This is a genomic window from Actinomycetota bacterium, assembly GCA_030776625.1.
In the GTDB taxonomy this organism is placed as follows: Bacteria; Actinomycetota; CADDZG01; order CADDZG01; family WHSQ01; genus MB1-2.
Genome location: JALYHL010000005.1, coordinates 172,371 through 196,570, shown reverse-complemented (window position 1 = coordinate 196,570; position 24,200 = coordinate 172,371). Strand labels below are relative to the sequence as shown.

The following is a 24,200-nucleotide window of genomic DNA, read 5'->3' as shown; positions in this document are numbered from 1 at the left end:
TCACCCCGCGACGAAGGAGAAGCGGACCTTTCGCTGAGGGTTGTCGCGGTTCGTGTCCACGAACACCACGCTCTGCCACGTGCCCAGCTGAAGCTCGCCGTCGACGACCGGGATCGTGACGCTCGGCGAGATGAAGGCGGGGAGCACGTGGTCGGCGCCATGACCGCTGGAGCCGTGGCTGTGCTGCCAGCGGTCGTCGCGCGGCAGCAACCGGCCCAGTACCTCCTGCAGGTCGGCCTCCGAGCCCGACCCGAGCTCCATGATCGCGACGCCCGCCGTCGCGTGGGGAACGAACACGCTCGCCAGGCCATCACTCTTGTCTCGCACGAACGCTGCGAGCTCGCCGGTCAGGTCGGCGAAGGTCCTGTTGGACATGTCGAGTGGCCGGAGCTCAGTCTCCATAACCCAGAGCCTCCATCGTCGGGGCTATCAGGGACGCGACGGCTTCGATCTCGGCGCGGTTCTCGCGCCGCCACTTGCCCCGCTCCGGCGGCGTAACGACGTTCACCGGCTTGCTCCGCGCCGCCACGGCCTTGGCTCGCACCTCTGCTTCGTACTCCAAGCCCAGGAACGACATGATGCGACCCACCTCGTCTTCGGGCGCTTCGACGAGGTCCTCGTAGCTGACCCTGAGCCACCGTTCGGGTGGGACCTCTTCGAGCGCAGCGAGAGCGTAGTCATAGGACAGCTTCCACTGTTTCGCGCACACGACCTCGAGGGGGCCGCGCGCGTCGTCGCGCCAGCCTGGATACAGCGTGAACTTCCACCACTTCGGGTCGACGCCCGGTACGGCGTGCGGCTCCGGCAACTGGTAGGTGCGGTAGCGAGGCGTCCGCCACGCGTTGATCAAGGAGTTGATGTTGTCGCGCCCATCCCGCTGCAAAAAGATATAGCGCGCGTCGGGAAAGATCGCGTCGATGAACGGGACGCGTAAAGCGTTCCTCGGGGTCTTGTCGATCAGGCGCTTGTTAGGTCCGGTGACGAGAAAGAACTCTCGCCGGATGCGCGCGGTGGTGGCCGGATCGGCATCCGCCGTGGTGAGAGCGTTCGATTCCCACCCACGGAGGGCGGGGTGATGGTCCGCCTCCCACACCTCGTGTGCCTCGCCCGGCCAGTGCGCGAGGTGCGCCGAGGCGCGCAGGATCGCGTACAGCATCGATGTCCCGGACCGCGGCGCCCCGATGATGAAGATCGGGCGGTCGAGCGTCTTTCCCGCGGCGAGGGCAGGGAGGTGCGCGGCCTGTCTGGCGCGCAGCACGGCACGGTTGAGATAGTCGCGCGGCCCTGGATTGAAGTTCGTTCGCAGGCTCTTGCGCAGCGCCTTCTTGTCGACGCTCATCCGCCGGAGCCTTCATCGGACTTCTGGCCACCGCCGCGCTTGAACGCGCGCTTGCGGATCCGCTTCCACACGAGCCGCTCCTCCTCGTCCAGCCCCAACACCTTGAGCGTGACGACGTAGACGACTGCCGCAACCGCGATCGCGGCGACCTCGAGCAGCGTGCGGTCGCCGGTCACGACCCGCGAGGCGAGTAGAACACCCGCGGCAACCGCGGTCGCTACAACCGGCTTGATGAAGTTCCGCCCGAACGGTTGAACGCCCACGAGCAATTTGGCTTCGATCACTCGGACCAGATTGATCGCTGCCGTGACCCCCAGATCCACTACCGCCATGCCGACGACGCCGTACCGCGGCACGACCAGGTAGCCGAGCCCGATGTAGAGAGCCACGGCCACCGCGGAGTTGGCGAAGTTCACACCGGGATGTCCGGTCATCGAGATGACGTACCCGGTCGGGCCGGTTCCGGTATAGAAGATGTTTCCGATCGCGAGCAGCGCGACCACCGGGATCGCTCCCGCGGCATCCTCTCCGTAGAACAAGACGAAGACGTCCGGCTCCAGGATCAACGCCGCGAAGACCGGAAACGAGAACGTCGCGATCCAGCGGTTGATCGTCTTGTACAGCGAATCCAGACGAGCGATCTCCCGCTTCTCGTGCAGGTCCGAGACCACCGGAGCCCAGATGTTGACGATCCCGCCGAGGAAGACGTTCCCGGGACCCTGCAAGGACAGCGCGATAGCGAAGTAACCGGCCGCTTCGTCGGTGCTGAGCGCGCCGAGGAGCAGGATCCCCAACCCGAGCGTTTGGATCCCAAGGAGTGAGGCACCCGCTTGCGGGAGAGCGAACCTCACCAGCGGCCCCACCCGCGCCGCAGGCTTCGCGGCGCGCTCTTCCTCCGTGAGCATCCGACGCAGGTACCAAGCGATGACCAGCACCGCGAGTCCTACACTGACGGTCAGGCTGACCACGGCGCCGGCGACGTCGAATCCGAGCACAAGAACTGTGACACCGAGCATGAAGCGGGCGATCGGCTGCACGATGTTCCCGGCGGTGACCGACGGAACCATCGTCTTGTAGGCCTGCGTCGCGTACCGGAGCACCTGGAGGAGAGCGAACAGCGGCACATACGCAGCGCCAAGCCGGATCAGTCGGGCGAAGTCCCCCCGTTGCTCGGTCGTGTCAGCGAAAGCGGCGGCGATCGTATCGGCGAAGACGAGGAGCGCTGCGAAAACGATGATCGAGGCCATCCCGGACGCCAGCAGCGACACCCGCAGGCTTCCTTTAACGGCCGCGTGATCACCACGCGCCCGGGCGCTCGTGATGAAGCGCATCGCTCCGTAGTTGAAGCCGGCGAGACCGACCTGCGACGAGTTGGCCAGGATCTGCGAGACCTGCCGGTACAGCCCGTAGGCACCGGGTCCGAGGATCCTCGTGAAGATCGCGCCGAATCCGAAGGAGAGCAGTCGCTGGGTGACCTGACCCGCCAGTTGGACCGCGCCGCCCTTCGCCACGACCTTGATGTCGGCGGCGGTCTCGGTCGAAAGTCGCTTCTCCTCCGGCTGGCTCACGCCGAGCTAGGACCTCGACGCCACGGCCACACCGACCGCGGGAGTTGCCACGAACCTGCCATCGCCACGCCCAGCACCAACGAGATGACGAGCGTGTAGATCGGCTCGACGTAGAGGCTCAGGATGACCGCATGTGCGGCGGCGATGACGACGGCCGCGGTCGCGAGCGTCGCGAACATCCGTTCGTCGCCCTCGCGCCCGCGCGCTGCGGCTCGGGCATGGAGACCCGCCGTGACGTACAGGGCCAGGATCATGAGCGCGCCCGGGACACCTGTCCTGAAGAGGTAGTTGAGATACGTCGAGTGCGTTCCCGCCGGTGGGACGTAGCGCGTGCCTTCCTTGGTCGTGCCGCTCTCGGTGCGAGGCTGCTCGGTCCCGTAGCCGAGCAGCGCGTATATGGGGTTGTTCCTCACGAGGGCGAACGTGTCCCGGTACAGCTCGTCACGCGTGGTGACGCTGGCTCCTCCGCCGGCGCGTCCGGTCAACGGGTCGACCTTGTACTTGAACAGGAACACGCCCGTGAGCACGATCGCCCCCGCAAGAAAGGCGATAACCATCGTTCCCTTGTGGCGTCTGGAGATCAGGCCGTCCACCAGCAGGTAGACGATGCCCAGGGCGATCGCGACCCACGCCCCCCGCGCCAGTGAGAAACCGGCGCCGAATAGACACGCCACGACGATCGCCCAGCCGATCCGCCGCCGCCCCGTCCACACCAGGAAGAACGCGAGTGGGAAAAGAGCAGCGCAGATGCCGGCGTACGTAAGCGCGTTGCGCGGGAACGACCTCATCCGCGGCACGGTGTTCGCCGGCGCAAGCCCGACGTTGTCGTAGAGGAGCCGGACACCGGCCTGCGCCAACGCGTCTTCGTGGTCACGTGCCGAGCCTTCAAAGCGCACCACGAGACTGTTCTCGTAGGCCTGGAACTTGGGGCGGAACACCTCGAACGCCGGCAGGTCCGGCGCCCCTTCTGCGACACGGTCCAGCTTCTGGCGCAGCTCCAACGACCCTGCCTTCACCGAGCGGGCGTACTTGATCATCCCGATGTTGTTGGGGAACGCATCGAGGCCATAGGCGGCCTCTACCCGTCGACGTACCTCGCCGTCCTGCAAGGTCTCGAGGTTCACCCCGATCCACTGGAGGAACACCGCGACCGACAACACAACGATGAAGCCGCCGATGCCAGACACGATGCGGGATCGGTCTTCGAGCGAGTCGACCTGATCCACGACCGCCAGGACCGCGCCCGAAGCGAGGACCTGGATCGCCAGCAGCAACAGGAAATGCTTGAAGTCCAGAGACGTGATGACCAGGACGCCCAGCGCGGTCCACACCAAGAGCCCGATCGGCAACCAGATCCAACGACCGCCGCGCGGGAGCCTGCGGTCCGTCACGAGCACGATGACCCAACGGGTCACTACGGCCGCCCACCCACACAGGATCACGAGCGGCAGCATGTCCACGAGCCACCCGAGGATCCCCATGTACAGGGGGGAGACGAGGGCGAGCGGGAACGGCAGGACGAAGGCAAGAGCGGCCGCCGCGAGGCAGAAGCTCCACAGCGCGATCACGCCGCCGGTCAGCGTCTGCGTGGCCCACCCGGCAACGCCCACTACCGTTGCAACCCCGACGACCAGCCACAGAAGGCGCGCTTGGGTGGAGGCGGACGCGGCAGGAAGACGATCCAGGCGCTCGAGCACGAGGCTCAAGCGCGGGCGGCGCGCCCGCCGGGGGTGAACGGGAGCCCGCTCCCCGACCGTCCGCCCAACAGCGATGCGATGACCGCGGCGAGGACGAGCGACACCAGCGCGAGAGCCAAAGTGAAGGGACCCCGTGCCACCGCGATGACCACGATCCCGGTGAACGAAAGGAGCGCGGCAGAGAGCGCCGGGACCATCCCGAGTGCCTCCGGCAGCTCCCCGTCCGGCAACAGCATCTTGAACGCGATGAAGCCGGGGATCAGCAGCAACAACAATCCGGCGATCAGCCGCACGAGGTGGAGAGGGCCGTTAGGTTCCACGAAGTCGTCTATGACGTTCGTCGGTTGGCCGTTCACGGTTACGGCCCCGTCGTCGACCATGACTACGTCCGGGGTCAAGTTGACGAAGTCGAAGACGCCTCCGCCGCCGTTCACCTCTGCGGGCGCTGCGATCTCCGCGTTGGCGCCCTTCTCGTTGAAGGTGGACGCGAGCACCACGATCGGCTCCTGGCCACTGCGCGCGATCCCCTTCTCGACGTCGTCGAGGAGGTCCGGCGAGAGCTCGTCGTAGGTCCTGTTCCCCTCCCGCTCCGTGGGCTCACCGGCAAGATAGTTCTCGAGCGAGCCCAGGTACAGGTAGCCCTGGTCGATCATGCCCGGCGGCAGTCCGTAACGCGAGGTGTTGCCGGTGAGCTTTGCAAAGGCATAGATCTGGAACGGCTGTGGAGGCTCGTCATCGACGACGAACACCACCGGCCGATCGGGGTCCTGCGTCGACAGATACGCGCGCAGCGCGTCCATGTCCTTCCTCGTCTGCGGCTCCATCCACTGGTTGTTCGGGTTCGTCCACCCGGACAGGCGGAAGCCGGTCGTGAAGTTCGTAGCCAGGATGAAAAGGACCGCCAGCACGCCCACCCACGCGAGCGTGTTGACACCTCCCCGTTGAGCGCGGTCGATGAAGAACCTGAGTGCGAAGTAGGCGCCGACGCCCACCAGCAACACCCACGCGAGCGTCGTGTTGAAGAAGCGGTAGTAGGTGTACGCGACGCCCGCCAGGAAACCGAAGATCCCGACGAGCGGCGCCAGCCAGGCAACCGAGACCCGCGTCAGGTCGTCTTCGCCCAGCCTCTGCCACGGCCTCTTCGCGAGCAGCCCGACCAGACCGATCACCAACAGCGGCCCGTTCAACAGCGGCCTCATCGCGTTCACCCACAGCAGGAGACGATCGAGGAAGAAGTCGACGCCATAGGGCGGCAACAACGCGGCCTCGGCCAGCGACACGGAGCGGCCCCAGATGCCGATGATCCAGATGGCCACCGTCAGCACCGTTGCGACGAAGGCGGTCACAAGCATCGGTCCGTCATCCCGGATCACAGAGCGAAGATCGAACCGGCGAACGACCAGACGGATCACGGCCATCACGCCCAACACAAGAGAGAAGATCACCAGCGTCGTGGGATGCGTGAGGCCGCACAGCAACAACAGCAACCCGAGGGCCAGGCGCGCCGGCCACGACTCGCGCGACGGCGCCAAGAACGGGAGCGCTGCCGCCAGGAAGAACAGAACCAAGATGTTGTCTAGATAGCCGACGAAAGGCGGCGTGAGCATCAGCCCCCCCGCGGCGAAAGCCACGGCGTGGAACATCACTGGGTCTCGCCGTTCGCGGTAGGCAAATCCCGCCAGGAGCAACGCGGTCAGGACCGGTAGGCCCACCATCATGAACGTCACCGAGGACAGCTGTGCGACCTCGGGGATCTGGCGGAGGAAGGCGCCCAGCACAGGTGCCGTCACGCGGTAGCCGGCGGCGAACATCCCGTTCGGCCCCTCGATCTCCAGCAGCCGCGCCGGCTCCTCGGTCATCAACGCCTCGATCCGCCACGTGTAAAAGGCGGGATCGCGGGTCGGCGCGACGCGGTCCTGATCGGAGATGAACGGCCACGCGAACAAGCTGAGCAGGACGAGCGCCGTCAGCACGTAGGCGGGCGGCTTCCCGAGAACGCGGTCGACCGGGCTCATCGGCGCGGTGGGAACGGCCGGAGCTTGGGCGCGGTCGGTCAGGGTCGTCGTAGCCATCGGTCGGGTCATGGTACCGGACGAGCAGGTGCAGCCCTCTGAACCAACAGCCCTAGCATCGGATCTCCGGCAACATCGCGGCCGGTAACGCCATCGCGAAGATCCGGTCTTGGGAGTGGAACCTGCCGGCCCCTCCCACCAGCATGTCCGGACGCTGCGTGTTGTCGGCGAGCCGGTAGTCACCCAGGAATCTGGCCACCTCCTCCACCGAGACGCCCAGCTTTGCCATCTGGGCATCATCGAGAAACACCTCGGTCGGCCATACCGCGGTTACGACGGGGCCGAATTCGTCGCGCAGGTCCGCCTCGACCTCCCGCGGGTCGATCCCATACCCGTCGATGGCCGCGGCATCCGGCTGCTGGCCGTGATCGGCCGTCAGAACCACCACCCACTCGCCGCGCCCAACCTCTTCATCCAGGAAGGACAAGATCTCTCCGAGCTGCACATCGGTCTCGATGACCGAGTCCCGCACCTCTTGTGACGCCATGTTGAAGTAGTGACCGACGCGATCGATCTGCTTGAAGTTCGTGAACAACAGATCGGTGATGGCGTCGTCGCCGTACCCCTCCTCGCGGATCAAGTTCATCATCGCCCTGGCGTGGTACCTGATGAACGCGGGCGTCTCTTCCACGCGATCCGGCGAATCGAGGATCTCGTTGCCCCTCCATGCACCGTCGGCTGCCCCGTCTGCACTATCGAGCTCCTCGAGATCCTGCTCGAGCCCCCGCGTCTGAGCGATCGACGGTGGCAGCCGGTAGTGCGCCGGGTTCGTGATCCACTCGTTCGTTTCGACGTTCAGCCAAACGGCGTGGTCCTTGTCGCCGCCGTCGGCCTCGGCTCCCTTGCCGATCATCCCGAGGTGCCATGGCTCGTACCCGACCATCCCCACCAGCGCCTCGTTCGCCTGCTGCTCGTCCCACCTCTCCGCGATCGTCGGGATCTGCAGGAACCGTGACGACTCACCTTTCAAGAACGCGTCTACGACCACCCCCTCTTCGTCGCGCACCGGTACGCCGGTGATCCCGTGGATGCTGGGGAACTCTCCGGTTCCTAGCGTCGAGTGCACCGCGGGGGTCACCGAAGGGTTCGACCCAACCGTGGCGCGGGTGTAGGACACGCCTTCGCGCATGATGCGCGCCAGGTTCGGCCACGTCTCCGGCCACTGGCGCAGGGTGTTCCACCCTCCGCCGTCCCACACCATCGTCAAGATGAGCTTCGGGGGCGGGCGGCGCAGCACCCGGCCGCTGAAGCTCGCGACCTCGTCCAGCGGGTCGCCGCCCTCCGTCTGCAGAGATGCGCGCAGCATCCTCATGATGGTCGGAGCTACATCCGCGAGAGTTACCGGGCGATCTACTTCGCCCAGAGGCTCGACGACCCCGGGCCCGTAGAAGACGAGCGGCACGTCCTGCAGGTAGGGCCACGGCCCGGAGTGACTCCAGCCGCCTCCTCCACTGGCCATGTAGGCGGGCTCCGCCGGGAGCAGCGCGATCTGCCCGGAGCGAGCACCGAAATAACCCCGCTGCGTGCGCTCGAGGTAATCGGGGGGTAGCGAGCACGACTGTCCCTCGAACGACGGAAGCGTTCCCTCCCGGTCGAACAACCCGACGAAGCTGGCGATCACGACCGAGGCGGCCACCAGAGCGGCCCCCGCTAGCAGCTTGCTAGAGCGCTGCACTCTCAGAAGGTGCTAGAAGACCGGCGCGTTTGAACCAGCGCCCGAGAAGAGCGAGCCCGGCCAGGAACACCAGGCCCATCGATGCGATCAATGCGCCGCGCGTATCCGCGTCGTAGAAGAGCTTCATCACGACGGCGGCCGCGACCCAGGCAAGGTTGTAAGCGATGTCGTACAGCGAGAACGCCCGACCGCGGAAGTCGTCGCCCAGCGCCTCCTGCACCATCGTGTCGAGAGAGATCTTCCCGAGGAAGAACCCGAACCCGAGGAAGAACGTCAACAGCGCGATCGACGCCTTCATCTCGAGACCGCCGAGCACCGCCACCGCCACCCCCGCGAGGGCCGAAGCGCTCAGCACCAACATCCCGGTCGTGCGGACGCGAGCGTGCAGTCTCCCCGCGAAGACGAAGCCGAGCACCGCGCCGACCGCCCCCGCTCCGCCGGTAAGGACCAGGACCTGCAGGTCGTCGTCCGCCACCAGCTCCCGTGCGATGAACGCGACTCCCACGATCGTGAAGCTCCATAGGAACCTCAGCCACAGATACGTGCTGATGGACGCGGCGGCCTTGGGTGTCCGCGCCACCTCGCGCACGCCCGCCGCGATGCTGCGAGCAACCCGAGCAACCTCCTGGCGCAGCCGACCTGCCTCCTGTGGCTCGCCCGCCTTTCGCATCGCCATCGCCAGCACCGCTGCGGCTCCGTAGACCACCGCGCCGGCGAGCACGATCGGCCACGACGGCAGGATCGTGGACGCGATGAACGCCATCCCCGCGGCTCCGAGTTGGAAGAGCGCGCCGCCCAGCTGTGAGACCGCGTTCGCCTCCACCAGCGAAGAACCATCCAACGTCGCCGGCAGCGCCGCGGACTTCGTCGCGAGCATCACGCGGGTGCAGGCGAGCGTCAGCATGAACACCAGGAACAGAAAGACCGACGGTAAGACCTCGGTCCCGGCAAGGCCGGTCACGGGTTCTTCCGCGGTCGTCTGCACGCCGACTATCGCGATGAGCCCGACAAGGACGGCGCGCAACATGTTCGACGCGAACAGCAGCTTCCTTCGGTCCCAGCGGTCGATCACCACGCCGAGGAAGGGGCTGATGAACGTGTACGGCACGAAGAGGAACAGCACGATGGTGATCAGCTCGTCGACGCTGCTGGCGCTCTCGACGTCGAAGCCCTTCTGTCCCCCGAAGGCGACGGCCTTCGCGACCGCGGTCTGGAACAGCCCGTCTCCTGCTTGAGCGAGGAACTGGACCCCCATCAACAATCCGAAGTCGCGCCGCTGGAAGATCAGCGCGAGGCCTCGCTTAATCATCCCCATTACGGCGCGGTCACGTCTTGATCGAACGGCAAGTAGAGATCGCTCTCCGGGTAGGTCCCGTCACCGAAGCCCTCGATCTTGTCGGCGCTGAGCGACGATAGGTACTCGGTCGCGAAGGCGCCCGCGAACAGCAGCTCGTCGAGACGCCCCTCCGGCACCCGGTCTTCACCCGGCTTCCCCTCCGGGATGTTGTCGCCGATCGTGTACGCCCCGATGTAGCCGGCGACCTCGGCGAGGTCGACATCAGCTTCCTCGAGAGCGTCACGATCGAGATAGATGTCGACGGGAGTGACCTTCTCGATGATGTTGCCGAACTGCTCCTCGACGTCGCGCTGCAGCTCCTTCGAGTTGATCCGCCACCCCCCGCTCACATCGGGAAGGGGCTCCTGACCGTGGTCGGCGCTGATGACGAATAGGTAGTTGCCTCTTCCGACCGTCCGGTCCAGCTCGGCCTTCATCCGCGCGATCTGCCTGTCGGTCTCGCGGATCACGTCCTCTTGCTCGGCGTTGATCACGTTCCACGCGTGTCCGGCATAGTCGGGCATCTTCATCTCGACCCAGAACATGTCTGTGACGGCGTCGCGGCCCACGTTCTCGTTGCGCATCACGTCGATCACTGCGTCGCCGGTAAATCGAACGAACGCCGGCGTCCCCGGCCGCAGCTGCCCGTTCTCTGGATCTTGGAACTGTTCGAGCGTGTGGCCGTACCAGGTGTCGTCGACGAGTCCGTCGCGTGGGTCCAGTAGCTCCTCGTAAGTCTCGAGCGTCTCCAGGTCCGTCTCCTGCAGGTATTCCGGCAGCTCGTAGTACTCCTCGTTGATCCACCACTCGCTCACCGCCTGGTCGGCCTCGAGGTCGTGGGCCTCCCACAACACCGCGATGTCCTTGTCGCCTCCGTCCCGTTGCGCGCCGTGACCGATCATCCCGAGGTGCCAGCCCTCGTACGACACCGTGGCGACCACCGGCTTGTTCGCGTTCTGCTCGTCCCACAGCTCCGAGACGGTGGGAGCGTCCAGGTACCGCGGATCGGCGTTCTGCAGCCAGGTGTCGGTGTTCTCGCCGTCGGGCGCGCGCATCTGGTTGCCGGGGATCCCGTGATCTATCGGGTACAGGCCGGTGCCGAAGGTTGCGTGCAAGGCGCCCGTGATCGAAGGGGCTGACCCGATGTGGGCGTTCGTGTAGGTGGTCGAGGAATCTCGTAACTTGTCCATAAAGGGCCACGCATCCGCGTGCTGCTGAAGCGCATTCCAGCCCCCGCCGTCGATCACCACCGTGAAGATGACCTTCGGAAAGACCACGCAGGGCCCGGATCCCGGTTTCGGGAGACGGCCGTCCCGACAGCGCCCATGAGATCTCTGGATGCCGGGAAGTGGCGCAGAAACGTCCTCCAACCCCTCGACACCGCCCAAGACTTCCGCGTACGTCGGGGCGATGTTCGAGATGTCGACCTCGTCGTCCAAGACCGCGCCGCGTTCCGCCCAGCGCGGCCCGTGCACGATGATCGGCACCCTCGCGAGATAGTTCCACGGATTGGGATGTGACGTGCTCATCGTGGGCTCGTCGGTGCCGAGGGTGGTGAGATCCCACTCGCCGATCAAGAAGTTGTGCGGCCTCGGCACGAGCATGAGTTCGCCCGACCTTCCGGGGACGTGGCCCCGGTAAAGGTTCGTCATGATGTCGGCGCCGATGTCGGCGGCCATCTCATCTTGGGTGGGTAGGTTCTCCGGAAGTCCTGCCGGAGCGCGCAAGGCGTAGGCGCCGGCGACGGCTACCAGAACGCCTACTGCGGCAACGACGAGGACGCGCTTGGACAAAGCCTCTCCTGCTCGGGGGAAGAACCTGACGTTCGGCGTGCACCCTAGTACAGCCACCGGCACGTCCATGGCTCGGCGGGAGGACCCGTAGGCGCCCGGTAACGTCTTCAGCGATGGGATTCGACCGGCGACTGCTGAGCCTGCTTCTCCTGCTCGCGGTCGTGGGCGTGCCTGCAGGGATCCTTCGTGTCCTGTGCGTCGGTCGCGCCTGCGACGAGCCGGTGAAGGCGGCGGCGGAGGTGCCCTTCTGCTCTCTCCCGGAGGAGGTTCGCTCGCTGCTCGCCGCCGGGTTCCGCGAGGGCCGCTCGCCCGACCTGCTGGGCATTACCGGGGCGGCGCCGGTAGGCACCGAGGGTCCCGGCGCCATCGCGGTTGCGTGGCCATCGGTGGAGTCCAGCGCTGAACGGGTCCCGCTGGGTTTCTTCGGCGGCCACATCGAACCCCCCTCCGGCGCGCTCTCTGAGATCGCTCTTGATGACGTGGCTCCCACGATCGCGCGGTTGATGGGGATCGAACGGCCACACCCAGAGGTGCGGTCGGGGACGCCGGCAGACCAGGTGACGGCCGACGAACCCGCTCCTCTGGTGGTGGAGATCGTGTGGAAAGGCATCGGCAGCGACGACCTGGAGGCCGCCCCCGCTGCTTGGCGGCAGCTCGCGAGGAGGATGACCACGGGCGCGGGGACGCTCGATGCGACGGTTCCGTCGGTCCCTCTGGATCCCGCCGCGGTCCTCACCACGATCGGCGCCGGTGGAGTTCCGGCTCAGCACGGCGTCACCGGAGCGGTCGTGCGAAGCGACGCGGGAGCCCCGGTGAGGGCCTGGAGCCGCAAGGCCCCCGTGGTCGTGATCGCCGCCCTCGGTGACGATCTTGACGAGCTGACCGACCAGCGGGCGCGGGTGGGGCTGGTAGCGGCGGACGCCATCGACAGAGGCTTGATCGGCGCCGACTGGTACGCAGACACCGATCGTGACGATGTCGCGATCACGAGACGCGGCACGCAGGCAGTGAGGCTGGTGAGAGACTGGGTGGACGCGGGGTACGGCGCGGACGCGGTGCCGGATCTCCTCGCTGTGACCCTGACGGGGACGGTCGAAGACATGGATGAAACAACCGAAGCGATCGCGGATGTGGTGACAGATCGCAGAGCCGAAGCCACGCTGGTCGTGACGGCGACGGGGTCCGCTGCCACGGATGGAGCCCTCGGTGCGGACGAGCTGGTGCGGCGGATCGAGCGCAGCGTGCCCGCGAAGCCGCGCGTCGTTGCGGCGGCCGCTCCCGGAGGCCTGTTCCTCGATCAGGACGTGCTCGCGGCGGAAGGCGCCACCGAGGACGAGGTCATCACGGCGATGCGGGAGATCACGGCGCCCGGAGGCGAGCGCGTGTTCGCCGACGTGTTCCCGGCTATCGCGGTTTCGTTCGGAAGGTACTGCTGATGGTGGACGTCGCTCAGCCTCTCCCGAAGAGGGCGGCCTCCGCCGCGCCGGCGGCATCGGTCGTTCTGGGTCTGGCCGCTCTCGGCGCGCTGTTGCATCTGACGGACCCCGGGCGGATCGCGGCGGCGCAGAACTTCCTGCTTGTTTTCAGCTCGCTGTTGATCGAGGCCGTCCCGTTCGTGCTCCTCGGCGCGCTCGTGTCGGCGCTGATCGAGGTGTTCGTGCCGGTGTCGGTCTTCGAGAAGCTCACGGGGCTGCCGCGGCCCCTCCAACTCCCCGCGTCAGCGCTCGCCGGATTCGCCTTCCCCGTCTGCGAATGCGGATCGGTCCCGGTGGCACGACGGCTCGCTGCGAAAGGTCTGGCTCCGTCGGCGGCGATCACGTTCATGCTCGCGGCTCCGATCCTCAACCCCGTCGTGATCGCGTCCACGTTCATCGCCTACCGCGGCCGCGAGAGCCTGTGGGCGATGGTGCTCGGCCGCAGCGCGTTGGGCCTCCTGGCCGCCGTTGCGGTCGGGTGGGTCATCGGGTCCAGAACCGGTTCTGAAGTTCTGCGCGCGCGGCCCGGCTCCGGCGGCGGTCACACCCACAGTGGCGGCTCCCGCTGGGGTGCCTTCTTCGGACACCTCTCAGGCGACTTCGTCTTCATGGGCCGCTACCTCGTCCTGGGAGCGGCCGTCGCCGCGGCCCTTCAGACCTTCGTGCCGCAGACGGTGATCGGTTCGATCGCCGGCGCTCCGGTGATCAGCCTCCTGGCGATGATGGGGCTCGCGTTCCTGCTCTCGCTGTGCTCCGAGTCCGATGCGTTCGTCGCCGCGTCCTTCGTCCAGTTCGGGGTGGGTGCGCAGCTGGCGTTCCTGGTGTTCGGCCCCATGGTCGACACCAAACTCGGTTTTCTCTACAGCGCGACCTTCAGCAAGGGGTTCTTCAGAGTCGTGGTCGTGACGGTGGCCGCGGTGACGCTCGTGGGCGCGCTCTGGATCGAGGTGGTAGTCGGATGAGGTGGAGCCCGCGTGCAGTCGCCGGCGCCGCCGCGTTGGCGGCATGGGCGGGGCTGTTCTGGTTCTTGATGGCGACAGGCCGGACGAACCTCTATCTCTCGTCGCGGACGGACTGGGTCGTCCCGGTGGGCGCGATCATCCTCACGATCTCTGCCGCCGGCCGTTTCGTGTCGGCTCGTTCGGAGACGCCCCACCCACTGTCACCGAAGGACGCATGGGGCATAGGCGTGATCATCCTGCCGGTGGTCGCCGTTCTCGCGCTTCCACCTGCGTCGCTGTCGTCGTTCGCCGCGTCCCGCCGCTCTAGCTTCGCGACCGCCGGTTTCAGCTCCTCACCCGAGCAGGTGGCCACCGGAGAGCTGTCACTGTCCGACGTCGCGGGCGCGCTGCGATCCGAGGAGGCGATGACCGCGCTGGTCGGTCGCGCCGGTAGCGACGTCGACTTCACGGGATTCGTCACCAGAGACCCTGGGGCAGCCGCGGACGAGTTCACGCTCACGCGCTTCTTGATCTCCTGCTGTGTGGCCGATGCGCTGAGCGTCGAGGTGCGGGTCGTCGGCGCGCCGCCGGGCGAGTTCGAGAAGGACCAGTGGGTGCGGGTAACCGGGAAGATCTATCCGCTAGGGGACGAGGTGATCGTGGACGCGCGCTCCGTGGAGGCAGTCGAGCGTCCGGAGAAGCCTTATCTGAACCCATAGCTGCACAAGGCTGCGTGCTAGCCTGACCCGGGCCATAAAGGCCGCTTGACCAGCACTTTCGTCTGGGAGGACACCGAGATGGGCTTGAGGATCTTCGGCGCGGCCGTCGCCGTTCTCATCGCCTACTTCGCGATCAAACGCTTCCGCAAGGGCCAGCTACGACGCGGCGAGATGGTCGCCATCGCGTCCGTGACGTTGGGTCTCCTGGTCGCGGCGGCGGCCCCGGATCTGCTCGACCCGATCCTCGGCGCCCTCGGCTTCCGACCGGGCGGAGAGCGCAGGATCATCGGCCTGCTGGTCATCTCGAACCTGTTCACGCTCGCCCTGGTGTTCCGCGGGTTCTCCAGGGACGACCAACTTTCCACGGAGCTGGGCGATCTCGTGGACTACATGGCGCTGGGGCGCCTCGACGAGACGGAGACGGCGCCGCTGCGCGGGTCGCTGGCGGTCGTGCTCCCGGCGTACAACGAGGCGGACAACATCGGCGCGGTCCTGGGCGAGATGCCCACGCAGATCGACGACCTCCCGGTAAGGCCCATCCTGATCGCAGACGGGTGCACGGACGCGACGGAAACGGTCGCGGCGCGCCTGGGCGCGATGGTGATCCGCAGGGATCTTCGACGCGGATCGGGCGCGGCCGTGCGGCTCGGCTACACCGCCGCTCTGCGCGCGGGAGCGCGGATCGTCGTGACGATGGACGCTGACGGACAGCACGATCCGAAAGAGATAGAGGCGCTGGTCCGGCCACTTCTGGATGAAGACGCAGACATGGTCCAAGGTTCGAGGGTCCTCGGCTCCTTCGAGATCGAATCCGCCGCTCGCAAGCACGGCGTGACCGTGTTCGCGAAGCTACTGACGACCCTTGGTCGCACCAGGATCACCGATCCCTCCACCGGCTACCGCGCTATCACCGCGCAGGCACTGCGGAGGCTCGACCTGAAACAAGATCAGTTCTACGTGTCGGAGGTGATCCTCGACGCGGCTCGTAAGGGGCTTCGGGTGGTGGAGGTGCCGATCACGCTACGGCGCAGGGCCAGCGGCATGACGAAGAAGCCGACGACGATCCGCTACGCGTGGGGCTTCAGCAAGGCCGTAGTCCGCACCTGGCTGCGCTAGATAGCTCCCGTGGAGAGGAAGTAGTCCTCGGCGTCGTCGTCCCACTCCAGGTCCACCACACCCTTGGCGCTGCCGGCCTTGACGAACTGCAGGAAGCCTCCGTATCCGAAGTCCTTCTCGCTGAAGCCGGGGTTCCGCTTGCGCAGCTCGTTCTTGAGCCCCGACAGCGGAGGTGCCCCCGTCCGCTGCTCCAACTCCGTCACGACCTCGCGTAGCAGTTCGAACGCGCGTTCCTCGCCGCCTCCGTCGGCCGGAAGATCTACAACCGGATCGCCTTCGGCTGAGCCTTCCCGCAGCTCGATCACGCCCATCGTCTCCAGATGGCGCATCAGCTCGCCCCACGTCCGGAATCCATAGTCGCTCTCGGAGAAGGTCGGGTCCTTCCGCAGCAACACGCGCTTCACCATCGAAGACAGCGCCGGCCCGGATGACGACTGCTGCAGGCCGACCACCGTTGCGGTGACCTTGCGAGCGATATCGGCGAGATCCGAAGCTGCCGCGTCGGCGTCTGACTCACCGTTCTGCTCGGGCTTCGCCTTCTTGCGGCTCCGCCCCGGCAGACCTTTGGCTCCGGACGGACCGACCAAACGGCCATAGAAGAGGAACTCGTCGCAGGCGCCTGGGAGTAGCTCCGACGTGGAGCCCTCGACCCCGACCCCGATGACTCGGCGGTTCAGCTCTCTCAGCTTCAGGACGAGCGGCGTGAAGTCGGAGTCGCCGGAAGCGATGACGAACGACGTGATGAACTCCCGCTGGAAAGCCAGCTCGATCGCGTCGACCGCCAACTTGATGTCGGCGGCGTTCTTCCTAACGATGCCGGTCCGTTGCGGGATCTCGATCATCTCGATCCTCTGCCCGACGACCCCTTGCCGGTGCTCCGCGAACAGGTTCCAGTCCGCGTACGCCTTCCGGACCACGACGCGGCCCCTCTCGCTGAGGGCGTCCATGATCACGGACATGTCCAGGGCGCCGCCGCGATCTCTCGCGCCGAGCGCCAGATTCTCGAAGTCGATGAACAGAGCGATCCGTTCTTCTTCGTTGTTAACTGCCATCTAGCTCCACCTCTTGAACATACGGCGGAGAGTCGACCACGCGAAGGCCCATGCGTCCACGAACCAACCCCACGACAGCGTCGCCCGCCAGCTCTTTGCGCCAGCCCTGCAACAAACGATGATCGCCGTTCGCGACCCGCCCACCCAGCAGCGCCGCGAGCAGCGCCTCCAGCTCCGAACGCGTCATCACGACCTCCGTTGCGATCGAAGCGCGCTCGCATCGCGCCCGTACGAGAGCATCCGCCAGACCGGCGATCATCCGAGCCCGCAACTGGATAGAGCGCGAAGGGGCTTTCTCCATCTCTACCTTCGGAGCCTTGCGGCCGCGGTCGATCGCGGCCAGGATCTGGTCCCCCGAGCGATCCACCTCCTTCGGATTCAGTCCCCGGATGCTCCGCAGGGCGGAGATCGAAGTCGGCGTACGGCGTGCGAGCTCGATCAAAGTCTGGTCCTTCAACACCCAGCCGCGCGGCAGATCCCGCCGCGCCGCTGCTTCCTCACGCCACACCGCCAGCTCCCGCAGCACGGCCGCTTGATCCCCGCGCAGCGTCCCGCGGCCCGTGACCTTCTTCCAGATGCTCTCGGGGTCGATGCCGTAGCCATCCGGCCGCTCCAGGTCGGTCAACTCCTCCTCCACCCATGCCAACCGATCGAGCTCAAAGAGTTTCGCCTTCAGGCGTTCCGCGACGCCGTCCAGGTAACGCACGTCGTCGGCGGCATAGCGCAGCTGCGCCTGCGTGAGCGGTCGCTGACACCAGTCGGTGTACGACTCCCCTTTCTCCAGGGGGAGGCCCAGCACCGACTCGACGAGGCGTCCGTACGGAAGCGATGAGCCGTATCCGGCGAAGGCTGCTGCAACCTGGACGTCGAACACGCGCGTCGGGATGCACCCGTAAGCGTCGTAGAAGATCTCCAGGTCCTGCTTCCCCGCGTGAACCAACACCTCGATCTCGGGGTCCGCAACGAGACTCGCGAGCTCGCTCAGGTCGAGCCCCGACAGCGGATCCAGCAAGAAGATGTGGTCCAACGCGGCCACCTGCACGAGGCATAGCCGCGCCCGGTAGGTCTTCTCGCGCATGAACTCGGTATCGAGGGCCATCGTCCCCGCGGCCCGCACCGCGTCGAGCGCGTGGCGCAGCTCTTCGTCGGTGGTGACGAGGGGTCCGGGACGGGTCTCCGTTCGAGAGGTCAAGACTCCGGCAGACCCAGCTCCCGCGCGATGAGGATGCGCATGACCTCCGAGGTACCCTCACCGATCTCGAGGATCTTCGAGTCGCGGAAGTGGCGGCAGACGGGGAACTCTTCGATGTAACCGTAGCCGCCGTGCACCTGCACCGCGTCGCGTGCGCAGTCAACCGCGATCTTCGACGCATAGAGCTTGGCCATGGCCGCTTCCTTCTTGTACGGGCGTCCGACCGACTCGAGCCACGCGGCCTTGTAGTACGCCTGCCGAGCGAGCTCCACCTTCGTCGCCATGTCGGCGATGATGAATTGCAGGCCCTGGAAACTTCCGATCGACCTGCCGAACGCCTTGCGCTCGGACGCGTACCTGAGGCTCTCGTCGAGGCAGCCCTGCGCGAGGCCGACGGCGAGCGCAGCGATCGCGATGCGCCCGTCGTCGAGGATCTTGAGGAAGTTCGCGAAGCCCTTCCCCCGCTCCCCCAACAGGTTCTCCTCCGGGACGCGGCAGTCGCTGAACGAGAGCTCGTGCGTGTCGGAGTGATGCCATCCCATCTTCCGGTAGGGCTTGCCGACCTCGAAGCCGGGGGTCCCGTTCGGCACGATGATGGCGGAGATCTCTTTGCGGCCATTCGTCTGTGCGGTGATCGCCGTCGCCGTGACGAAGGACGTGATGGGCGTTCCAGAGTTCGTGATGAACGACTTCGAGCCGTTGATGACCCACTCGCCGTTTTCGAGCTTGGCGGTGGTGCGCGTGCCCCCCGCGTCGGAACCTGCTTCCGGCTCGGTCAAGCCGAAGCCCGCCAGGTTGTCGCCGGCGGCCAGCGGAGGGAGCCACTTCTGCTTCTGCTCTTCAGTTCCAAACCGGTAGATCGGCATCGCGCCGAGACCGACGGCGGCCTCCAGAGTGATCGCGAGCGAAGAGTCCACCCGCGCCAGCTCCTCGATCGCGAGACAAAGCGTCAGGAAGTCGGCACCGGAGCCGCCGTACTCCTCGGGGAACGGCAGCCCGAAGAGGCCAAGCTCGGCCATCTGCTTGACCGCCTCCATCGGGAGCTCGCCTTCTTCATCCCACCGCTCTGCGTTGGGACGCACCACGTCGTCGACAAAGGCGCGAACCGTCTTCTGGAAATCCTGCTGTTCAGGCGCGAGATCGAGGTCCATCACCCGAGAGTAGCCGCTGACGGCTGCGCCGGCCCCGCAGAAATATCCCTGCGCTCCAGAACCGAACGACCTCTGCATGCGTCTCATCTCGGACCGAACAAGGAGGAGACCGTGGAACGACGAGCTGGGTTGGTCGTGGCAGGAGTCATCTCGCTAACGCTGGTGGCGTGCGGCCCGGATGCGGCGCACGAAGCCACCGCTCGGGACCTCCTCTTCATGAGGACGACCGGCGGCGTCGCGCTGGTGGAAACCGGAGCCTCGGCTCCGAGGTTCGAGTCCGCCTCGGCCGAGCCCGCGCCCGACTGGCGGACCGTAGTGAAACGAGACCTCGAGGATTCGCAGACGAAGCTCACGGCCGCGGATCCGGCCACCGGTGACACGCTATGGACGCGGTCGCTGCCGGGCAAGCTCAGCGTGAAGGTTGTATCGCCGGGAGCCCGGTTCGTCGCCCTCGCCCCGGGTGGCCGGCGCTACTACTCCCGACCCGGTCACAGCCGCTTCACCATCACCGGACAGAACATGTCGCAGGCACGGACGATCGACCTCCAGGGGAACTTCGAACCCGAGGCGTTCTCGACCGACGGGCGCAGCCTCTTCGTGGTTCAGTACCTGCCCGCCGCGAACCCCACGCACTATCAGGTACGACGACTGGATCTGCGCAGCGGGAAAGTCCGCGACGTCTTCTCGGTGGACAAGGAGCTGCAGGAATCGATGCGCGGCACAGCGCGGGTTCAGGAGATGAGCCCCGACGGGAAACGCCTCTACACCCTCTACACGGTCAACACGCCGCACGGCGCACACTCGTTCATCCACGTCCTCAGCCTGGATGAGCTCTGGGCGCACTGCATCGACCTTCCCGACGACTTCGCGATGGGGGGCGACAAGAAGACGGCGCTCGGCGTCTCCCCGGATGGCGAGCGGGTCTATGTCGCCGACGCGTATGAAGGAGCGCTCGCAGAGGTAGACACCGAACGCCTCCGGGTCGTTCGGACCGCGCCGCTCGATCTCACCTCAGCGTGGGCGGCCACCGACCTCATCACTTCGCCCGACGGCACTTCCCTATTCGTTGCGAGCGGACGACGGGTCGTCGCCGCCTCTACCGCCGACCTCACGGAGACGAGTGCTTGGGAGATGGACGACAAGGTGACCGGCATGCAGGTGGGTTCCGACGGGAACCTCCTCTACGTCGGTCTCCCTGGCGAGGTCGCGGTCGTGGACAGGGCTAAAGGGCAGGTGGTCCGGACACTGGATCCGCCGGGTTTGGGGCCCATCGAGCAGCTGGGCCCGGTGACGAGAGGCTTGGATCCAGCTCGCACCGAGATCGTCTGTGGCTGTTGAATCGAGGGCATGGGACGATGACTTCATGCCGGCTTGAGCTGTCAGGGGGGCGTGGTGGAGGAGCCCGATCCTCACGTTGTCCGAGCCGCGAAAGCGGGAGACCTCGTCGCCTTCGAATCGCTCGTCCGCCGCTACCAGGCAGACGTCTACCGCTTCACGCTTCATCTCATCCGCGACGCTGCCGCGGCAGAAGAGATCACGCAGGACACATTCGTTCGGGCTTACAGATCCCTCGGTCGCTACCGCGGCGACTCGCGGTTCTCCACGTGGCTCTTCTCGATCGCTCGCAACTGCGTGCGCGACGAGTTCAGGCGCAGCGCGCGCCAGGCGCGACTGACCAAGAAGCTCGAGGCCGGTGAACGATCGGAATCTCGCGTGGAAGCGACAACAGCGCCCGAGGTTCACGAGGCGGTCGGCGCTCTACCGCGCGACCTGCGGGAACCAGTTGTGATGATCGACATGTTCGGCCTCTCCTACCGCGAGGTCTCCGAGGCCACCGGTGTCAGCGAGGGGACGATCAAGAGCAGGATGCATCGCGCCCGCCAGCAGCTTGCGGAGCTTCTCGCGCCCGACGCCAGGGATGGTGCCGATGAGGCCTGACCTCACGTGCAACAGTGTCCGCGCCGAGCTATCGGCGCGACTAGACGACGGCGCCACAACAACCTCTGACGAGGTCGATGCGCACCTCCGCCACTGCGACGGATGTCGCCACTTCGAAGCCACGCAACACTCGGTTCGGCGCGCCCTTCGCATCGAGCCGGTGCAGCCCACACCCGACGTCGCGCCACGCGTCATGCAGGCGATATCCACCCCGTCTCGGCAGGACCTCCGGGCCTTCCGGATCAGGATCGCGGCCGTTGCCGCGATCGCGGCTGCACTCGTGGTGTTGGCGACGACTCTTCCCGTCCTCGACTCCACGCCACGGGTCGCCGCGGCATCTGAGGTCACGGCGCGTGCGTTCTCGGTGGCACGAACCCTCGAGTCGTACCGCGCCACCTTTCAGATACAAGAGCGAGGATGGCACGCCGCGATCCCAGTGAGGCGCCTGATCGCGAAAGTCTGGTACAGCGCACCCGAGTCGTTCCGCCTGCGCGTGAGAGATCTGACGGAGTATCCGGCGGGAGCATGGCCGCCCAATGATGTGGACGTCATCGCGTCGCCATCGCGCTCTTGGATCCGCGAGCCCTACTCCTGTCCACCAGAGGCACTGCCCGGCTGCGCGATCAGCGCCGGAGTCGAGGAGCGAACGCTGGACGATCGGCAGCCGTTCGACGGAACCACGAGGATCCCGAGCGACATCGTCGTCCCTCTCGAGACGCTCGCCGCCTCCGACGCCTTCTCCGTCATGGGAACGGAAGAGATCGGCGAACACGATGCGCTCCACGTCGTCCTGACCTACAGACAGGCGTTCCCTCTGGTCGACGCCCTGCAGGCGGGCGGCTCGTGGACTCCGCTTCTGCCCCTCGACCGCGTGGACCTGTGGTTGGAGCAGGAGAGCTGGTTCCCCCTAGCCTTCGAGGTCACGCGGCCAGGCGTCCCACAGCCGTTGCTCGAGGTAACGACGAGGAACTTCGTTCAACCCCGCCACCTCCAGGCGCGACTCTTCGACGCGCCCGTGGGAGGGACGATCAGATACGGCGGCTTCGCGGCAGACCGTCACCCACAAAGCGCAGGAAGGTACGTGCCTCGATACGTCGCTGGGCTCGAGCCGTACCGGAGCGGAACGACGGCATCCGGAGACAGGCTCGTCGCGTTCGCACGCGGCATGAGCTATCTGAACGTCACGAACAGGAGAGCGCGCCCGCGGCCGGATCTGGATGAACCCGCAGAGGTAGTGCAGCTTCGCGAGGGAAGCTTCGGCTTCTATAGACCGGCCGGGCCCGGGTCAGGGCGGACGATCGACGTTTTCACGAAACGGACGCATCTACGGCTCGAGACAAACCTGCGACGAGAGCAACTGCTCGAGGTCGCGGCGTCCCTGCCCGTCGCTGGCGTCGCGCCGCGAACGCTCCGCAGCAACGGCAAGGTCATCGTGCGTATCGAACCAAACCGGCTGCACATCGGATTCGCCCGACAACCCACCTACCTTCCTGCCGGGTACGGATCGATCAGCGCACTCTTGAGCCGAGACCGACGTGGAGCGGACGTGACGACCGTTTACCTGCAGTCGGAAACGGCGTTGGAGGGGTCCGAGATCCGCCTGTTCCAGTCGACGAGAGTCTCCATGCTGCCACCGGTGTCGGACAACGTGGTCGCAGTCAGAGTCGGCGGGTCCGCGGCGCGCTGGGCGCCGCAGCGAGGAGAGCTCGACTGGATAGGCGAGGATGGCACCTACCGATCACTCACCGCTCCCTCGTTCGACCTGACGACGGTGCTGCGGATCGCCGAAGGACTGGGATGAGAGGCCGCCGCACCATCGCCGGAAACGCCGCGGCGCTCGTGGCGGGAACGGTCGCCGGATCGGTGGTGGCGCTCGGGATTAGCGCGGCTCTCGGTCGGGCAGTCCGTCCGCCTACCGTCCTAACCCCGCAGAACGTCGTGGAACACGCTCTGGAAGACGCCGCGACTCCACCGCGAAGCAGGGGCCGCGACGCTCGGCTGCTATTGGCGTGGGCGAGTGGAAGTCTTCCGGCGCGTGCCGAGGCCGCGGTGGAGAAAGTCCCCGGTGTCAGAAGCGCAACCACCGTCGAGACCGGCACCGACTGGCTACGGGAGGTCTCGCCGGACGCGACGGCGCGTGGGCGACCCTCCTCGAGCGCGATCCCGCTGGAGGTAGCGGTGATCGAACCCCGCGAGTACGCGCCTTTCGTTCCGCCGGCGGAGCGGAATGCACTGCTGGGTCTCGGTGCGGGCGACGCCTTGATCGCACGATCCGCAGGGGCTCTGTCCGTCGCCGCGGCCGACGGCGAGATCCAGCTAGTAGACCGCTCGCTACGTGCCCACTCGACGATCGGGGACGTCGCCGCGAACGGGTACGAGGCCTTGCTAGCCGGAGAAGCTCCCAGCAGCTGGGCGCGGACGGATCGGTTCCTCCTGATCTACCTGCGCGACGCCGCTCGTCGGTCGGCGGTGGAGCAGAGGATCCGCACGCTGCTCCGGCCCGGCCAGGCTCTGCGGGTGCGGGCGAAAGGCGAAACCCCGTTCCTCAGGTATGGGGATGCGGTCCTGCCTCAACTACTCGTGAAGAAGACGTTCGGTGAGTTCCCGGTCGTCGTGAAGCCAGACGGGTGGGTCGAGGTGGACCCCACGTGGAAGCATGCCAACATCCGATCCGCTCGGGTTCCGATCCTCGGCCAGATCACCTGCCATCGAACAGTGATCCCGCAGTTGCGCGATGCCATGCTGGAGATCGACAGCGAGGGTCTCGGCCATCTCCTCGACCGCGGTCAATACGGCGGCTGCTTCGGCCCCCGATTCATCGGACTAGAGCCCGGAGGACGACTCTCGCACCACACCTGGGGCATCGCGATCGACCTCAATGTCGCCGACAACGCATTCGGCACGAAGTCGGACCAAGACCCCCGTTTGGTGTCGATCATGGAAAGCCACGGCTTCACCTGGGGCGGTCGCTGGCTCGTGCCGGACGGCATGCACTTCGAGTGGGTGAGGTTCCCCTAGACGAGTTGCAGCGCTCGCTCCACCGCTTCGGTCGGGTCATCCACGACGGTGATGGCGTTCGATACGCGGCCCCCCTTCGACAACTCCCACGTCCCGACGCCCACGACGGGTTTACCGA

Annotated in this window: 19 protein-coding genes; 8 read left to right on the top strand and 11 right to left on the bottom strand. The window is 66.5% G+C overall.

What is annotated here, in order from left to right:
- Genes M3N53_10025 through M3N53_09990 form a run of 8 tightly spaced genes read right to left on the bottom strand, consistent with a single transcriptional unit; the run spans position 1 to position 11,480 of the window.
- Positions 1 to 402, bottom strand: coding sequence for a secondary thiamine-phosphate synthase enzyme YjbQ (locus M3N53_10025; protein MDP9068662.1), 402 nt, complete (start codon positions 400 to 402; stop codon positions 1 to 3).
- On the bottom strand, positions 392 to 1,339 hold the full coding sequence (locus M3N53_10020) for a sulfotransferase (protein MDP9068661.1): 948 nt from the start codon (positions 1,337 to 1,339) through the stop codon (positions 392 to 394). Before M3N53_10020 ends, M3N53_10025 begins: the two co-directional genes overlap by 11 nt.
- Positions 1,336 to 2,907 carry an oligosaccharide flippase family protein gene (locus M3N53_10015; GenBank protein MDP9068660.1) on the bottom strand — a complete coding sequence of 524 codons (1,572 nt, stop codon included), beginning with the start codon at positions 2,905 to 2,907 and terminating at the stop codon, positions 1,336 to 1,338. The genes M3N53_10020 and M3N53_10015 overlap by 4 nt, the downstream gene beginning before the upstream one ends.
- A complete protein-coding gene (locus M3N53_10010; protein ID MDP9068659.1) occupies positions 2,904 to 4,604 on the bottom strand; it encodes an O-antigen ligase family protein in 1,701 nt (566 codons plus the stop codon). The genes M3N53_10015 and M3N53_10010 overlap by 4 nt, the downstream gene beginning before the upstream one ends.
- A 5-nt stretch (positions 4,605 to 4,609) precedes the next feature.
- Entirely contained in the window at positions 4,610 to 6,676 is a 2,067-nt protein-coding gene (locus M3N53_10005; GenBank protein ID MDP9068658.1) for a hypothetical protein, read from the bottom strand.
- A 52-nt stretch (positions 6,677 to 6,728) separates the two neighbouring features.
- Positions 6,729 to 8,351 (bottom strand): alkaline phosphatase family protein, encoded by a 1,623-nt coding sequence (locus tag M3N53_10000; protein MDP9068657.1) that lies wholly within the window; start codon positions 8,349 to 8,351, stop codon positions 6,729 to 6,731.
- A complete protein-coding gene (locus M3N53_09995; protein MDP9068656.1) occupies positions 8,338 to 9,660 on the bottom strand; it encodes an MFS transporter in 1,323 nt (440 codons plus the stop codon). Before M3N53_09995 ends, M3N53_10000 begins: the two co-directional genes overlap by 14 nt.
- Positions 9,661 to 9,665: 5 nt before the next feature.
- On the bottom strand, positions 9,666 to 11,480 hold the full coding sequence (locus tag M3N53_09990; GenBank protein MDP9068655.1) for an alkaline phosphatase family protein: 1,815 nt from the start codon (positions 11,478 to 11,480) through the stop codon (positions 9,666 to 9,668).
- 113 nt (positions 11,481 to 11,593) lie between these two features.
- Here M3N53_09990 and M3N53_09985 point away from each other — a divergent pair, with 113 nt between their 5' ends.
- The 4 genes from M3N53_09985 (at position 11,594) to M3N53_09970 (ending at position 15,731) form a co-directional block, all read left to right on the top strand.
- On the top strand, positions 11,594 to 12,916 hold the full coding sequence (locus M3N53_09985; protein ID MDP9068654.1) for a hypothetical protein: 1,323 nt from the start codon (positions 11,594 to 11,596) through the stop codon (positions 12,914 to 12,916).
- The gene (locus M3N53_09980; GenBank protein ID MDP9068653.1) at positions 12,916 to 13,917 is read left to right on the top strand and encodes a permease; all 1,002 of its coding nucleotides are present in this window, start codon (positions 12,916 to 12,918) and stop codon (positions 13,915 to 13,917) included. The genes M3N53_09985 and M3N53_09980 overlap by 1 nt, the downstream gene beginning before the upstream one ends.
- Positions 13,914 to 14,615, top strand: coding sequence for a TIGR03943 family protein (locus M3N53_09975; protein MDP9068652.1), 702 nt, complete (start codon positions 13,914 to 13,916; stop codon positions 14,613 to 14,615). Before M3N53_09980 ends, M3N53_09975 begins: the two co-directional genes overlap by 4 nt.
- A 78-nt stretch (positions 14,616 to 14,693) precedes the next feature.
- Positions 14,694 to 15,731 (top strand): DUF2304 family protein, encoded by a 1,038-nt coding sequence (locus tag M3N53_09970; protein MDP9068651.1) that lies wholly within the window; start codon positions 14,694 to 14,696, stop codon positions 15,729 to 15,731.
- Here the strand turns inward: M3N53_09970 and M3N53_09965 are convergent.
- From M3N53_09965 to M3N53_09955, 3 genes are read right to left on the bottom strand one after another with little or no spacing between them, the layout of a single operon-like run.
- Positions 15,728 to 16,783, bottom strand: coding sequence for an NYN domain-containing protein (locus M3N53_09965; GenBank protein ID MDP9068650.1), 1,056 nt, complete (start codon positions 16,781 to 16,783; stop codon positions 15,728 to 15,730). The two genes, M3N53_09970 and M3N53_09965, sit on opposite strands and share 4 nt — an antisense overlap.
- Positions 16,773 to 17,975 carry a ribonuclease D gene (gene rnd / locus M3N53_09960; protein ID MDP9068649.1) on the bottom strand — a complete coding sequence of 401 codons (1,203 nt, stop codon included), beginning with the start codon at positions 17,973 to 17,975 and terminating at the stop codon, positions 16,773 to 16,775. The genes M3N53_09965 and rnd overlap by 11 nt, the downstream gene beginning before the upstream one ends.
- Positions 17,972 to 19,126 carry an acyl-CoA dehydrogenase family protein gene (locus tag M3N53_09955; GenBank protein MDP9068648.1) on the bottom strand — a complete coding sequence of 385 codons (1,155 nt, stop codon included), beginning with the start codon at positions 19,124 to 19,126 and terminating at the stop codon, positions 17,972 to 17,974. Before M3N53_09955 ends, rnd begins: the two co-directional genes overlap by 4 nt.
- A 111-nt stretch (positions 19,127 to 19,237) precedes the next feature.
- Between M3N53_09955 and M3N53_09950 the strand changes: the two genes are divergently transcribed.
- From M3N53_09950 to M3N53_09935, 4 genes are read left to right on the top strand one after another with little or no spacing between them, the layout of a single operon-like run.
- Positions 19,238 to 20,464 (top strand): hypothetical protein, encoded by a 1,227-nt coding sequence (locus M3N53_09950; protein ID MDP9068647.1) that lies wholly within the window; start codon positions 19,238 to 19,240, stop codon positions 20,462 to 20,464.
- 54 nt (positions 20,465 to 20,518) lie between these two features.
- The gene (locus M3N53_09945; protein MDP9068646.1) at positions 20,519 to 21,064 is read left to right on the top strand and encodes a sigma-70 family RNA polymerase sigma factor; all 546 of its coding nucleotides are present in this window, start codon (positions 20,519 to 20,521) and stop codon (positions 21,062 to 21,064) included.
- Positions 21,054 to 22,865, top strand: coding sequence for a zf-HC2 domain-containing protein (locus M3N53_09940; GenBank protein MDP9068645.1), 1,812 nt, complete (start codon positions 21,054 to 21,056; stop codon positions 22,863 to 22,865). Before M3N53_09945 ends, M3N53_09940 begins: the two co-directional genes overlap by 11 nt.
- Positions 22,862 to 24,082, top strand: a complete 1,221-nt coding sequence (locus M3N53_09935; GenBank protein MDP9068644.1) for a M15 family metallopeptidase — start codon at positions 22,862 to 22,864, stop codon at positions 24,080 to 24,082. Before M3N53_09940 ends, M3N53_09935 begins: the two co-directional genes overlap by 4 nt.
- Positions 24,083 to 24,200 lie beyond the last annotated feature (118 nt).

What these genes read in the sequence shown, in the direction of transcription:
- M3N53_09975 (MDP9068652.1), top strand. Translation starts at nt 13,914, where the DNA reads ATGAGGTGGAGCCCGCGTGCAGTCGCCGGCGCCGCCGCGTTGGCGGCA.
- M3N53_09970 (MDP9068651.1), top strand. Translation starts at nt 14,694, where the DNA reads ATGGGCTTGAGGATCTTCGGCGCGGCCGTCGCCGTTCTCATCGCCTAC.
- M3N53_09935 (MDP9068644.1), top strand. Translation starts at nt 22,862, where the DNA reads ATGAGAGGCCGCCGCACCATCGCCGGAAACGCCGCGGCGCTCGTGGCG.
- M3N53_09995 (MDP9068656.1), bottom strand. Translation starts at nt 9,660, where the DNA reads ATGATTAAGCGAGGCCTCGCGCTGATCTTCCAGCGGCGCGACTTCGGA.
- M3N53_10020 (MDP9068661.1), bottom strand. Translation starts at nt 1,339, where the DNA reads ATGAGCGTCGACAAGAAGGCGCTGCGCAAGAGCCTGCGAACGAACTTC.
- M3N53_10005 (MDP9068658.1), bottom strand. Translation starts at nt 6,676, where the DNA reads ATGGCTACGACGACCCTGACCGACCGCGCCCAAGCTCCGGCCGTTCCC.
- M3N53_09940 (MDP9068645.1), top strand. Translation starts at nt 21,054, where the DNA reads ATGAGGCCTGACCTCACGTGCAACAGTGTCCGCGCCGAGCTATCGGCG.
- M3N53_09985 (MDP9068654.1), top strand. Translation starts at nt 11,594, where the DNA reads ATGGGATTCGACCGGCGACTGCTGAGCCTGCTTCTCCTGCTCGCGGTC.
- M3N53_09965 (MDP9068650.1), bottom strand. Translation starts at nt 16,783, where the DNA reads ATGGCAGTTAACAACGAAGAAGAACGGATCGCTCTGTTCATCGACTTC.
- M3N53_09955 (MDP9068648.1), bottom strand. Translation starts at nt 19,126, where the DNA reads ATGGACCTCGATCTCGCGCCTGAACAGCAGGATTTCCAGAAGACGGTT.
- M3N53_09980 (MDP9068653.1), top strand. Translation starts at nt 12,916, where the DNA reads ATGGTGGACGTCGCTCAGCCTCTCCCGAAGAGGGCGGCCTCCGCCGCG.
- M3N53_10025 (MDP9068662.1), bottom strand. Translation starts at nt 402, where the DNA reads ATGGAGACTGAGCTCCGGCCACTCGACATGTCCAACAGGACCTTCGCC.